The sequence below is a fragment of the Brachybacterium zhongshanense genome (genome assembly GCF_055385755.1).
Genome location: NZ_AP043790.1, coordinates 3,495,502 through 3,508,182, shown reverse-complemented (window position 1 = coordinate 3,508,182; position 12,681 = coordinate 3,495,502). Strand labels below are relative to the sequence as shown.

Annotated in this window: 11 protein-coding genes and 3 pseudogenes; 5 read left to right on the top strand and 9 right to left on the bottom strand. The window is 69.1% G+C overall.

Features of this window, described 5'->3' with window-relative positions:
- Window positions 1-58 precede the first annotated feature (58 nt).
- Window positions 59-706: a TetR/AcrR family transcriptional regulator gene (locus tag ACZ5AJ_RS15545; RefSeq protein WP_464135946.1), complete on the top strand. Its 648-nt coding sequence runs from the start codon at window positions 59-61 to the stop codon at window positions 704-706.
- A 221-nt stretch (window positions 707-927) separates the two neighbouring features.
- The gene (locus tag ACZ5AJ_RS15540; RefSeq protein ID WP_464135945.1) at window positions 928-2,604 is read left to right on the top strand and encodes a glycoside hydrolase family 43 protein; all 1,677 of its coding nucleotides are present in this window, start codon (window positions 928-930) and stop codon (window positions 2,602-2,604) included.
- Between the two features lie 112 nt (window positions 2,605-2,716).
- On the opposite strand, the gene ACZ5AJ_RS15535 is transcribed toward ACZ5AJ_RS15540, so the two are convergent.
- From ACZ5AJ_RS15535 to ACZ5AJ_RS15520, 4 genes are all read right to left on the bottom strand, one after another.
- Entirely contained in the window at window positions 2,717-3,628 is a 912-nt protein-coding gene (locus ACZ5AJ_RS15535; RefSeq protein WP_464135944.1) for a carbohydrate ABC transporter permease, read from the bottom strand.
- Window positions 3,625-4,608, bottom strand: coding sequence for a carbohydrate ABC transporter permease (locus tag ACZ5AJ_RS15530; RefSeq protein WP_464135943.1), 984 nt, complete (start codon window positions 4,606-4,608; stop codon window positions 3,625-3,627). The genes ACZ5AJ_RS15535 and ACZ5AJ_RS15530 overlap by 4 nt, the downstream gene beginning before the upstream one ends.
- 31 nt (window positions 4,609-4,639) lie before the next feature.
- On the bottom strand, window positions 4,640-6,046 hold the full coding sequence (locus ACZ5AJ_RS15525) for an extracellular solute-binding protein (RefSeq protein ID WP_464135942.1): 1,407 nt from the start codon (window positions 6,044-6,046) through the stop codon (window positions 4,640-4,642).
- 257 nt (window positions 6,047-6,303) lie between these two features.
- Complete coding sequence (locus tag ACZ5AJ_RS15520; protein WP_464135941.1) at window positions 6,304-6,888, bottom strand: ArsR family transcriptional regulator; 585 nt, start codon at window positions 6,886-6,888, stop codon at window positions 6,304-6,306.
- Between the two features lie 147 nt (window positions 6,889-7,035).
- Between ACZ5AJ_RS15520 and ACZ5AJ_RS15515 the strand changes: the two genes are divergently transcribed.
- Window positions 7,036-7,659, top strand: coding sequence for a GNAT family N-acetyltransferase (locus ACZ5AJ_RS15515; RefSeq protein ID WP_464135940.1), 624 nt, complete (start codon window positions 7,036-7,038; stop codon window positions 7,657-7,659).
- A gap of 40 nt (window positions 7,660-7,699) precedes the next feature.
- Here the strand turns inward: ACZ5AJ_RS15515 and ACZ5AJ_RS15510 are convergent.
- Window positions 7,700-8,113, bottom strand: a pseudogene (locus tag ACZ5AJ_RS15510) (ABC transporter permease subunit); the annotation flags it as partial.
- Between ACZ5AJ_RS15510 and ACZ5AJ_RS15505 the strand changes: the two are divergent.
- Window positions 8,109-8,306, top strand: a complete 198-nt coding sequence (locus ACZ5AJ_RS15505) for a hypothetical protein (protein ID WP_464138791.1) — start codon at window positions 8,109-8,111, stop codon at window positions 8,304-8,306. The pseudogene ACZ5AJ_RS15510 and the gene ACZ5AJ_RS15505 sit on opposite strands and share 5 nt — an antisense overlap.
- A gap of 338 nt (window positions 8,307-8,644) precedes the next feature.
- Here ACZ5AJ_RS15505 and ACZ5AJ_RS15500 read toward each other — a convergent pair whose 3' ends face one another.
- The 4 genes and pseudogenes from ACZ5AJ_RS15500 to ACZ5AJ_RS15485 form a co-directional block, all read right to left on the bottom strand.
- The gene (locus ACZ5AJ_RS15500) at window positions 8,645-9,292 is read right to left on the bottom strand and encodes a uridine kinase family protein (RefSeq protein ID WP_464135939.1); all 648 of its coding nucleotides are present in this window, start codon (window positions 9,290-9,292) and stop codon (window positions 8,645-8,647) included.
- A gap of 165 nt (window positions 9,293-9,457) precedes the next feature.
- Entirely contained in the window at window positions 9,458-10,777 is a 1,320-nt protein-coding gene (locus ACZ5AJ_RS15495) for an ISL3 family transposase (protein ID WP_464135938.1), read from the bottom strand.
- Window positions 10,778-10,892: 115 nt separating this feature from the next.
- Window positions 10,893-11,297: pseudogene (locus ACZ5AJ_RS15490) on the bottom strand (helix-turn-helix domain-containing protein); the annotation flags it as partial.
- A gap of 63 nt (window positions 11,298-11,360) precedes the next feature.
- On the bottom strand, window positions 11,361-12,125 hold the full coding sequence (locus tag ACZ5AJ_RS15485; protein ID WP_464135937.1) for a MerR family transcriptional regulator: 765 nt from the start codon (window positions 12,123-12,125) through the stop codon (window positions 11,361-11,363).
- An 86-nt stretch (window positions 12,126-12,211) separates the two neighbouring features.
- Between ACZ5AJ_RS15485 and ACZ5AJ_RS15480 the strand changes: the two are divergent.
- Window positions 12,212-12,460: pseudogene (locus ACZ5AJ_RS15480) on the top strand (AAA family ATPase); the annotation flags it as partial.
- Window positions 12,461-12,681 lie beyond the last annotated feature (221 nt).

Below are 12,681 nucleotides of genomic sequence, written 5' to 3'. Positions count from 1 at the left end.
CGGCAGTCCGCCGACGTCGTCGGACCGACCGCACCGAGGCATCGACGGAGGGGGATCCGTGACCGCAGCCGCCACCGGCAGCTCCGGACCCCTCCGTCCTCGCCGCCGCCCCGGCCGCCCGCGCGGCCAGGACTCGGCCGTCGTCCGCGAGGCCGCCCTGCTGGCGGCTGTCGACCTCATCGGCAAGCAGGGGTACGTCGCGACGTCGATGGCCCAGGTCGCTTCCGCCGCCGGCATCTCCCCCTCCGGGCTGGCCCATCACTTCCCCTCCAAGGCCGCCCTGCTCGCGGCGGTGCTCGAGCATCGCGACCGGGTGGACCAGCTGGACGACGACGCCGACCGCGAGGGCGGATGGGCGATTCTCGAGGCGATGGCCCGACTGGCCCGGGCGAACATGGGCCGTCGCGAGCTGGTCGCGCTCTACACGACGATGGTCGGCGAGGCGGTGCAGCCCGACCACCCCGCCCACGAGTGGATGCTCGGGCACTACTCGTCGGCCCGGGGCGTGGTGGAGGACGCTCTGCGGACCGGTCAGCGCAGCGGCGAGGTGCGGGCCGACGCCCCCGTGGAGAGGATCGCCCGCGAGGTCATCGCGCAGATGGACGGCCTCCAGGTGCAGTGGCTGCTGGACCCCTCGGTCGACATGGAGGCCGACCTCCTCGCCGTCATCGAGGACATCCGCCGCCTCTGGGGCACGACTCCCTGACCGGCCGGACCGCGCCTCGCTGACCGGGCGGGGCGCAGCGCCCCGGGCCGCCGATCGGCGCCGCCTCGTCCCTGCCACGCTGCAACGGATCATCCGCGTTCGTCCTGCGTCGTTCCTTTACAGCGGGATTTCAACGCTGTAATGTCGGCGCCGGATCATGACAGCGGAATCCACGGCGTCACCGATGACGCCCCGATCCGGGACCCAGCAAGGAGCCGAGCATGAGCACACCCGCCCCCGGCCCCACTCCCGCCGCAGACCTCACCCGCACCTCCCCTTCCTCCCCCTCCCGCTTCTCCCGCCGCGGCATGCTCGCGGCGACCACGGCGCTGGCGACGGTCGGAGGCATCACGGCGCTCGCGCCGTCGGCCGCCGCCGCACCCTCCTCGGGAGCAGCCTCCGCGCCGGCCGGCCGAGGCGGGGGCCACGGCTCGGGCGGTCGCCCGGGCCACCGCCCCGGCGACCGGGCCCCCGAGGACCTCGCGGACCTTCCCGATCCCGAGCTGGTCGACGTCTCCGTCCACGATCCCTCGGTGATCGTCACCGGAGGGACCACCTATGTCTTCGGCTCGCATCTCGCGGCCGCCCGCACCGAGGACCGCCAGGCGTGGACCTCCGTCGCGGACCTCGTGACCCCCGAGAACCCCCTGTTCGACGACGTCACCGAGGAGCTCGCCGAGGCGTTCGACTGGGCCAGCACCGACACCCTGTGGGCGCCGGACGTGGCCGAGACGCCCGACGGGCGGTTCCGCATGTACTACTGCGCCTGCGAGGGCTCGTCCCCGCGCTCCGCGATGGGCACGGCGATCGCCGACGACATCGAGGGCCCCTACGTCGACGAGGGCATCTACCTGCGCTCGGGCATATGGGACGAGGAGAGCCCCGACGGCACGATCTACGATGCGCTGGTCCACCCCAACGCCGTGGATCCTCAGCACTTCGTCGACGCCGACGGGACCCACCGCCTCGTGTACGGCTCGTACTCGGGAGGCATCTTCCTGCTCGAGCTGGACCCCGACACGGGCCATCCGCTGCCGGGCCAGGGCTACGGCACCCATCTGATGGGCGGCAACCACGCCCGCATCGAGGCGCCCTACATCATCCGCTCCGAGGAGACCGGCTACTACTACCTGCTGGTGACCTTCGGCGGGCTCGGCGCGGACGGCGGCTACAACGTCCGCGTCGGCCGGTCGAAGGACGTGGAGGGCCCGTACCTCGACCCGATGGGCCAGGACCTGCGCGAGTGCCGCTCCGATCCGAGCCTGCCGCTGTTCGACGATGCGAGCATCGAGCCGTACGCGGCGAAGCTCATGGGCAACCACCGCTTCACCATGGAGAGCACGGCCGAGGACGGCTCCGCCGTCGAGACCGTCGGGCAGGGCTACGTCTCCCCCGGCCATGTCTCCGCCTGGACCGATCCGGCCGACGGCGAGTCCTACCTGTTCTTCCACACCCGCTTCCCCGAGACCGGGGAGATGCACGAGGTGCGGGTGCATCGTCTGCGGATGACCAGCACCGGATGGCTCGTGGTGACTCCGCACCGCTACGGCGGCGAGTCCTCGAGGACCTCCGGCGGGCGCTTCGGCCGGGGCCGCTCGTCCTGCCTGCGCCGCGATGCGCTGGCCGGGGACTGGCAGCTGGTCGACCACGGTCGCGCCATCTCGGCCGACATCGTCGAGTCGGTGCCCGTCCGCCTCGAGCGCGACGGCTCCCTCTCGGGCGAGGTCTCCGGCAGCTGGCGCCTCGAGGGCACCGACCGCGCGGTGATCACGTTCGACGGACAGCGCTTCGACGGCGTCTTCGACATCGGCTGGCATGAGGGTTGGGACGCCTGGACCCTCACGTTCAGCGTCCTCGGCGCCGACGGCCGCGCGCTGTGGGGATCCCGCGAGGTCTGACAGCGCCTCAGGGCGAGGGACGCCGTCGGCCCCCGGCCTGCTCGCAGGGATGCGAGCGGACCGGGGGCCGATGCCTGCGCCGGGCGTCGGCCGACGGGCGACGGGCGCCGGTTCAGCTGCCGGCGATGCCGGTGGTGGCGATGCCCTTGATGATCTGCCGCTGGAAGAACAGGAACACCACGATCAGCGGCAGCGCCGCGAGCACGGCCTGGGCCATGTTCTGCGCGTACTGGATGCCGTAGGCGCTGACCACGGTCTGCAGACCGGTGGGGAGCGTCATCAGGTCCGCATCGTTGATGACGATGAACGGCCACAGGAAGTTGTTCCAGGCGCCGATGAACACGAAGATCGACACGGCCCCGAGGATCGGACGCGACAGCGGCATCACGATGCTCCACAGGATCCGCAGACGGCTCGCACCGTCCACCAGCGCGGCCTCCTCGAGCTCGGTGGGGATCTGGTCGAAGAACTTCTTGAGGATGAACACCATCGGGGCCGCGACCACCTGCGGGAGGATGATCCCCCAGTAGGTGTCCACCAGGTTCAGGCCCAGCATCAGGTGGAACAGCGGGACGATGAGGATCTGGCCGGGGATCATGATCGAGGCGACGATCACGGAGATCAGCATCTTGCGACCCGTGAAGTCCAGCCGCGAGAGCGCGTAGGCGGCGAGCGCCGAGATCACCACGGTGATGAGGGTGACCAGCGTCGAGGTCAGCAGGCTGTTCCAGGCCCAGCGCGGAACCATGCTGGCGGTGAGCGTCTCGACGTACGCGGCGAGGGAGAACCCGCTCTCCGGGATGATCGTCACGGGGACCGCAGCGGCCTCCGCTTCGGTCTTCAGCGAGGTGAGCACCGCCCACAGCACCGGCACCAGCCAGATGAGGGCGAGCACCGCGAGGACGACGAAGGCGGCCACGCGGAACGGGTCGACCTTCTTGCGGCGGCGGGCCGGCGATGCCGGGCGCCGTCCTCCCTTGGCCGACAGGTCGACAGGGGTCGTGGTGGGGGTCGCTGCGCTCATGCCTTCACGCTCCGTCGGGACGAGATCACCATGTATGCGATGGACACCGCGATGATCATGAAGAAGAAGATGTAGGAGATCGCCGAGGCGTAGCCCAGCCGGTAGCCGGTGAAGCCGACCTCGTAGATGTACAGCAGGATGGGTCGGGTGCTGCCGCCGGGGCCGCCGCTGGTCATCTGGTAGATCTGGTCGAACACCTTGAGCGATGCCAGCAGCTGCAGGACCAGCACGAGCACGGTGGTCGGGACGAGCTGCGGCAGCGTGATCGAGCGGAACTTGCGCCAGCGGCCGGCGCCGTCGAGCGATGCCGCCTCGTAGAGCTGATCAGGGATGTTCTGCAGGGCCGCGAGGTACAGCAGGAAGTTGAACCCGATGGTCCACCACACGGTGGTCACGACCACCGAGATCATCGCCGTGTTCGGGTCCTGGAGCCATGCGGGCCCCGTGATGCCGAACCATCCCAGGAAGGTGTTGATGAGCCCGAGCTGCGGGTTGTACATCCACGACCAGAACTGCGAGACCACGGTCGAGGCGAGCAGGAACGGCATGAAGAACGCCAGACGCCAGAACCACTGACCGGGAAGGCCGGTGTTGACCAGCACGGCGAGCAGCATGGCCACGATCACCAGCGGGATGGTGGAGAGGACGGTGAACCAGGCGGTGTTGCCCAGCGAGGTCCACACGTTGGGGTCGGCGAGCACCTCGGCCCAGTTGTCCAGGCCGATGAAGTCGGTCTTGGTGCCGGCGAGGCTGGTGCCGGTGAAGCTCATCCACAGCCCGTAGATCGTGGGCCAGATGAGGAAGAGTCCGAAGGCGATCAGGAAGGGCAGGCAGTAGAGCCATCCGCGCAGGTTCTCGCTGCGGCGTCGGCGGCGTCGGCTCTCCGACATCTCTGCCGACGCGGACGCGCGCGGCGTCCCCTCCGTCGTCGTGGTCGCGGCGGCGGGTCGTGCGCCCGCCAGGCCGTCTGCGGTGGTCATCGGTCGTCTCCTTCGACGGTCGGTCGGGCGGTCACATCGGGCTCGGCTTGGCGAGCAGGTCGTCGATGCGGGCGACGAAGGCGTTCCACCCGTCGAGCGGGTCGGTGCGCCGGGCCCAGACGTTCTGCATGTCGTTGCCGAAGTAGGTGTGGAAGTCGCTGCCCGAGCCGGTGAACCAGGCGGGCGGGTCGTAGACCAGGTGGTCGATCGCGTCGGCGTAGTGGGACTGCGGCACGAGATCCGCATAGCCGGGGTCCTCGAGCACCGGTGTGTAGGCGGGGATGTGGCCCGCTCCGGCCCAGGCGAGGGAGTTCTGGAGCAGGTGGGCGACGAGGCCGTGGACGGCGCGACGACGCTCGGGATCGGGATCGCTCTGGTGCGGGAGCACGAAGGAGTGGGAGTCGGCGTAGGCGGTCGGCTCGCCGAACACCCCGGGGATCACCGTCATGTCGAAGGGCAGCCCCTCGTTCTTGTAGCTGCCGGTCTCCCACACGCCGCCGTAGAACGCGCCGCTGCCGCCGGTGGCGAACTCGGAGATGGCGGTGCCGCCGTCGTGACCCGGGTTGCCGACCTCGCCGTCGATCAGCGAGAGGATCCACTCGATCGCCTCGACGACCAGTTCCTCCTGGTAGCCCATGGTCCCGCCGACGGGCAGGTCGATCGTGCCACCGAGCTGCGTGTAGTAGGTCGAGAACATGCGCCACTGGTTCGACCCGTCGCCGAGATAGCCCCAGCTGAGCCCGTAGCCGCTCGGCGACTTCGCGCCGAGCTCGAGGGCGAGGGCGCGGAAGTCGTCGGGGGTGTCGGTGGGCAGCAGCAGGCCGTCGCTGCCGAGCACCCCCGCCGCCTCCGCGATCTCAGTGTTGTAGTAGAGGACGAAGGGGTGCGAGTCGAGCGCGATGCAGGTCAGCGTGCCGTCCACGACCATCTTCTCCCAGATCAGCTCCGGGAAGTCCTCCTGGTGGACGCCGAACTCGCCGAGCAGGTCGAGGTCCCACTCGTCGAGCAGGCCGCCCGGGGCGTAGCCGGGGACGCGTGCGGCGTGCATGACCGCGAGGTCGGGGGCGCGGCCGCCCGCCGAGGCCATCGCGAGCTTCGTGTAGTACGGGGCGCCCCAGCCGAGCACGGTCTGCTGCACGCGCGCGGCACCGTCGGTGGCCATGTAGCCGTCGATCAGCTCGCTCATGGTGACGCCGTCCGGGCCGGAGAGCAGGTGCCAGTAGGCGATGTCCCCAGTGCCGCGGGCGCTCGCGCCGGAGCACGCGGCGAGCGAGCCCGCCGCACCGAGGGCTCCGATCCCGCCGAGGCCCTTGAGCAGGGTGCGGCGGGTGGGGCCGGCAGGGCTGGGCCGGGTGGGACTGGACCCGGCGGGGGTTCCGCCCGGGATGGGGATCGAGCCCGGGGCGGGGGTCCCGGGACGTGGGGATGTCGGCGTCATGCGGTCCACCTCTTCGTGGTCGGGGCCCGCTCGCTACCTCTGCGGCGCGGGGGCATCCGATCGTCGTCCGTCTGCTGCCCCAGAATTTACATCGTTGCAAAGTGGGGGTCAACACACCGAGGGCTCGGGCGGGTAAGCCCGCGCCGCGACCTGCCTGCGGTCCCGGCGGGGCAAGCCCTCGCCGCGCGGCACACACCCCCGCCGCCGCCATCCGCGGGTTGCCCTCAGACGCCGCTACCGCTCGGTAGGCACCTGCCTCACCCCGGCCCCTCCCCCGGGTGCTCGGGGGCGCCGAGGCGGGCGCGGTCCGTCGGATACATGGCGGTGAGCAGCGCATGGGCGCGTCGGCCCTCGACGGATCTGGGCAGCTGGGAGTACTCGGTGACCAGCGCCATCACGCGCTCCCAGAACTCGGCGGCCTGTGCGTCGTCGATCCAGGCGTAGCGGACGAGGCCGCGCAGGTCGTCGTCCCGCACCGCATCCTCGGCCTCGCGCGCCGCGGCCTCGAGGAGCCCCGGCGCCTCCGGGCGCGGAGGGACGCGGACGTCCCCCACGGAGAAGAGCCGGGCGCTGCGGCCGTAGTACGACTCCTCGCGCCCACGAACCCGCCGGGTGCGCACGACCTTCAACGCCCCGACGTCGTGCAGGACGCCCACGTGGTGGGCGATGCTGCTCCGCGGTCCTCCGACGGCGGCCGCGAGCTCCTGAACGCTGGCCGCACGCTCCAGGAGCAGCTCGAGCAGCTGCCCCCGCAGGGGATCGAAGATCGCGCGGACCTCCCGCGAATCCGTCAGCACGCGGACCTCGTCCAGCTCATAGTCGGGCAGCCCACTGGTCGACATCGTTCGATCACGCCCCTAGAGTCACTCCAGACCGCGACTGATCGACAGAAATGGATCAGTCGGCCGACCCTACCCCGGGTCCGCCCGGGCAGGACAGCGAGGACGCGAGATGACATCCCGGAACAGCGACGGCCGCGAGGCGCACCGATGACCGCGCCCGAGACCCCGACCGCCTGGACGGTGCGCCTCCTCGACGGCGACACCTGGGAGGACTTCGCCGAGCTGGTCGAGCGCAACGGCGGCGTGTTCGGCGGCTGCTGGTGCATGGGTCACCACGCCACCGAGGACGGCACCTCGTTCCATGAGATCCGCGGCCTCGACAAGCGCGGCGCGAAGGAGGAGCTGGTGCGCGCGGGCCGCGCCCATGCCGCCCTGGTCTACGACGACCAGGGCGTCGCCCAGGGCTGGACCAAGTTCGGGCGGCTCGACGAGGTCCCGCTGCTGGCGCAGCACCGTCGGGCCTTCGAGAAGGAGCGGCGCGCGACCGAGGAGCCGCTGCCCCAGTGGCGGATCCCCTGCTTCTACACGGACACGCGTCATCGGCGCGACGGGGTCGCGCGGGCGGGCCTCGCCGGGGCGCTGGAGATGATCGCGGCCGACGGGGGCGGCACCGTCGAGTCGATCCCCGAGATCGTCACCGGCCGCACCGCGCACGGGCGCTTCCTGTTCCAGGCCTCGGTCGAGCTGTTCGAGGAGCACGGATTCCACCGCGTGAGGCAGCTCGGCAAGTGGGCCTGGCTGGTCCGCCGCACCGTGCCCGCGGCGGGCTGAGCTCCTGTCGCGGCGGGGCGGGGCGCCCCGCCGTCGGCCCTCACGCCCCGACGGCGGAGCGCTTCTTGTTGTAGACGTCGAAGGCGACGGCGAGCACGAGGACCACGCCTCGGACCACCGACTGGGTCGACTGGTCGATGCCCCTGATCTGCATGCCGTTCGACATGACCGCCATGATCAGGCCACAGATGATCGCGCCCTGCACCTTGCCGATACCACCCGTGGCCACGGCGCCGCCGATGAAGGCCGCGGCGATCACGTCGAGCTTGAACATGTTGCCGGCGCCCGGCTGCGCGCTGTTGGAGCGGGCCGAGTAGACGATGCCGGGGACCGCGGAGAGCAGGACCATGTTCACGAGCAGGAGCGTGTTCACGCGCTTGGTGTTCACGCTGGAGAGCTTCGCGGCCTGCAGGTTGCCGCCCATCGCGTAGATGTGCCGGCCGAAGATCATGCGCGGGCATGCGTACGACGTCGTAACCGTGTTCCTCGCGGTGCTCCGGGGTGACGTGTGGCCGGGCGGCATCCGTGCCGTCGCGGCCGACGGGTCGTCGGTGGAGCGGTGGGCCCGTCGGGCTCGGGAGTTCCTCATCTGGAACAGGTTCCAGCCCAGCCCAGCCGCCAAGGCCGCCCTCCACCTGCTGGTGTGAACCAGGGACGGTCCGCCACCTTCCGCGAGCGCCCTACCAAAACGCGAGCTTCGCGGGCAGCGACCGCTCACCAGAGGGAGGGGATGCCGCCGCCGAGCAGAGAAAGAACCCCGCCGTTTAGCGGACGAAGTCACGCGGCAGTTGCTCGAAGTTGGACCAGGACCATGGGGCGATGGGCGTCCCACAAACGAACATTTCCGGTATCGGGAAGCGCAACACCTGCCAGCCGGCGTCGGAAATGGCGTTTCCCCCGGAACGGGGTTATGACTCGGTGACCGTTTCTGAGACCGGTGTGCGCGTGGGGTTATTGGCGGGTCCGCAACCTCCGCACGAGCGTCTCAGGTGCTGCGTGAACCCTGCATCCTCAAGGATCGCGCACCGGGTGCGACAGCGAGTTCGCCGTCGTCGAGCACGATGGGTGGGGTTCCTGCGACGACCACGCCGGCTCGTTCCCACGGTCGCTGTCGCCGCAGGAACTGCAACTCCTCCGCCATCCACTCGTGCCAGAAAGCGATGGTTTGCTCGGTGTCCCCGTTGACCCCCTCCGCGATGTCGCGAGCGATGCCGCGTTCCTCGGCTGCGGCGAAGTCGGACTGCACCCACACCGTGACATCAATGAGGTCTTCCAGCTCTCGTTGGCTGGCTCCTACACCTTCGACGACAACTAAATCCAGGTCGGAGGAGATATCGATCGTCCCGTCCCGTCCGTGGAGTGCCCAGGCAGGTGGGCGGAAGGAGACGTCTTCCCCGCGGTGCAAGGGTCGTAAGAGGTGGTCAGCCAGAAGATGGCCCCACGCGAAGTAGGGCTCGTGCCAGGCGACGTCATCTGTGTGGATGATCGCTGAACGAGGCACCTGCTGGCAGAGCCGCTTAGCTAACGTTGACTTGCCGGACGCGCTGCGGCCGTCTACAGCCACGATTCGCGGCCGCTCAGCCGGCGTTCCCGCTGCCCGGAACAACAGGTGAACGAGGTCGGCCTGAGTCATGGCGCTCCAAGGGCCAGCAGCAGGCTCCTCAGGGGGCAACTTCATAGACATGGACTCAGCATGCACTATCACGCATCGAGTTGCCGCTACAACGCTTCCGATTCTGCCGCCAGGCGTCGGGCTACCCACGGCGGCCAGAGGCGCTCTTCGGACATCCGGTGGGGGTCATGGGGTGAGTCCGCCGGCGGCGAGGAGCATGCGGAGCCGGTAGTTGTGCCGGTTGCGGTAGCCGCGGGCGAGGCGGCGGTGGAGCTCGATGATCCCGTTCACGGCCTCGGTGCCACCGTTCGATGACCGCCCCGTCGTGAAGTACGCCAGGAACGCGTCGCGCCAGCGGCGGAGGGTGCGGCCCAGTCGTGCGATCTCGGGGATCGGGCAGGTGTGGAACGTGTCGACGACTTGCTCAGCGATCCGCCGCCCCGCAGCCAGATCGCCCTGGTGGTAGGCGGAGCGGAGTTGCTGCGCGCACTGCCAAGCGACGGACACTTCGTCGTGCGCGGGGTCGGCTTCCATCGCCGCGGTCAGCCTCACCCGCTGCTTCTCGGTGAGGTTCTCGGCCCCGGCGCGCAGGATGGTCTGCACCCCGTAGAGCGGGTCGCCCTTGCGTCCGCGGTGCCCGAGGGTGTCCTGCTGAACGCGACGGCGGACCTCGTCGACCGCGGCGGTGCCGAGCTTCGCAACGTGGAACGCGTCGAGGACGGCGACGGCGTCGTCGAGCTTGTCGTCGATCGCGGTCTTGTATCCGGCGAACGGATCCAACGCGGCGACCTTCACCTGCTTCCGGAACGCGTCGCCGCGCTCACCGAGCCAGGTCGCGTACGCCTTCCCGGACCGACCGGGCACCAGATCCAGCAGCCTGGCCCGCGTCTTCCCTTGGCTGTCGCGGGTGAGGTCGACCATCCCGGTCAGCTCCTTCGGCCCCCGTCGGCGCGGGTCGACGTGATGCCAGACGTGCTCGTCGACGCCGAGGCTGGTGACATTCTCGAACCGGGACTCGTCCGCCGCGAGCTTGACCAGTTCGGGTTCGACGGCCCGCCACACCGTCTTCCACGACGTCCCGAGCTGCCGGGCGAGTCCTTGGATGGTGGCGAGCTCGCGACGCAGCTGCCCGATCGCCCACGCGACGGCGCGCTTCGTGATCGACCCGCGCGGCGCGACCAGCGACGGGACCTGTTCCACGAACGTCTTCCGCGGACAGCCGGACTCGCCGCACCGCCACATCCGCTGCCGCCACACCACCCTCACCCGCGTCACACCCGGCACGTCATGCAGCACCCGAAGGCGCCGACCACGGCTCGTCACGAGCACGCCGCACCCCGGGCAGCCCGTCGGGGACGCCGGAGTCGAAACGGTCACCACAAGAAGTCCGTCGCGACGCTCGACGTGCTCGACATGGACGCCGTCGAGGCCGAGCAGCAGGTCGCAGCGGGCACACGGACAGTCGGCGGGGCGCGCGTCAGCGCACCCCGAAGTAGGGTGAAGCACGTCGAGGTCCTCGGTCGGAATCAGAGAGTTAGCGCTTCTGATCCTCGGGGACCTCGACCCCTACCGCCGAATCACCGCCCGGCCACCCTCACCCCACCGGATGTCCGAAGAGCCCCATTGATCCCGGATGATCGTGCTCGTAGCGGCGGACGGGCTCACCTGTTTCGCGGTCGACATGAGAGAGTCGGTTCAAGCGGGCTGATCGCAAGATTCGATGAACCGTCGACGGCGCGATGTTGAGTCTCGCAGCGAGCTGGACCGGACCTTCCCGCAGACGCATTCGTAGGCTGACGCACCTCTTAGTCACGGTCTTGGACGTCTTGCCAGGAGACCTCCGTGGCCGCGAGGAGCGATCCTGCATCGATTCGCCGGCGAGGTATCGATCGACCCAGCGCTTAACTGTCGGCCAGGACACTTGAAAGCGGGCCGCCACTTCACTGATCCGCCACCCCTGGTCGACAACCAGCCGGGCAACCTTCAGTCTGTGGCGCGGGGTGAGAGCCGCACTCGCATGGCTCATTGAGACACACCTCCAGGCGGGGGCTCGACGTCGCCGCTGGCCTCCCTTGCTGTGGTCCGCAAATCAGTGTCGCTCGCGAACAGGGGCCTGCAGGGTAACGTGTCCCGTCACGCTGTTGACCTGCCGATAGATGCCGAAACTGGTCAGGTGTCGCTTCTCTAGCTCGGCATCGATCAGGACCCAGGCATCCCCGATGCTCTCTGGCGGTCCATCGAAGGTGACCGTTACGCCTTCCGAGGCCTCCGGCACGACGATCCTGCTGACCGCCTCAGATTCGGGGCGCGTCGTAATCCCGGCTGAGACGGTGATCTGGTCGTCGTCCGTACCGTCATACAGAAGCACGATCTCTTCATCGGTGTGAGGGAGGTCCCGGTGCAACTGTTTGACGGCGTGACCGATCTCGGTCTCGTCAAGGACGGTGGTGCTCAGCCCCCAAATATTGAGGCTGGGCAGTGCGGTGATGGACAGATTCATTATGATCTCCATGGACTTGCTCTGGATGATGTCCAGCCGGTGCTGAACGTGGACCAGACGTGTTGAAGCCTCGGTGATCTGCCGCTGCAGGGCGTCTACCTGGTGAGTGAGAAGCACTTCCAGAGTGGACTGCTCAAGATGCGGATCGAGCAGCTGCCCGATCTCGGCCAAGCTGAACCCCAGCGCGCGCAGTTCCGCAATGGCACGCACGCGCCCAAGCTGGCTGTCCTGGTAGCGCCGATAGCCGGTTACAGGGTCGGTAATAGCTGGGGTCAGCAACCCCTCGCCTTCCCAGTGCCGCAGCATGCGCCGCGAGACACCAGTGCTATGCGCGAACTCTCCGATACTCAACATGTCGACCCCCACCAGACCGCATCACACAGTGTCAAGGTCAATGCTCCCAGAGAGAGTCGCTCTACCAACGTCTCCGGTCAGTACACCTAGCCCGGGACGAACTGCTGTTCGTTCTCGAGCGGCACTGGCGCTCTCTCGGCAGGACCCTCGACCCCGAAGACTTCACCGACGCCGAAGCCATCGCCGCCATCGTGCGGATCACGCGCGGCAACTTCCGGCTGCTCGAACGCCTCTTCCCCCAGATTCAACGCGTCTTGAAGATCAACGAACTCGACACCATCACCAACGACGTCATCGAAGCCGCCCAGAGCACCCTGGTCATCGGCGTCACCTGACCCCGCCACGGAGCGTCTGAAGAACCCCGCCATTCAGCAGACGAAGTCACAGGCTCGGGTCATGCGCCTCGTGTCCGACGACTGCTGTCTGAGACCGGCGAGATGCACGATGCTAACGTTCACAGGGAAGCACGGCCGGGACCTCCGGCGGACTACGAGGGGGTCACGACTCGACAACGAAGCCCGGCGGGATCGCCTCCCCGGGCTCCGCGGTCTCGCCC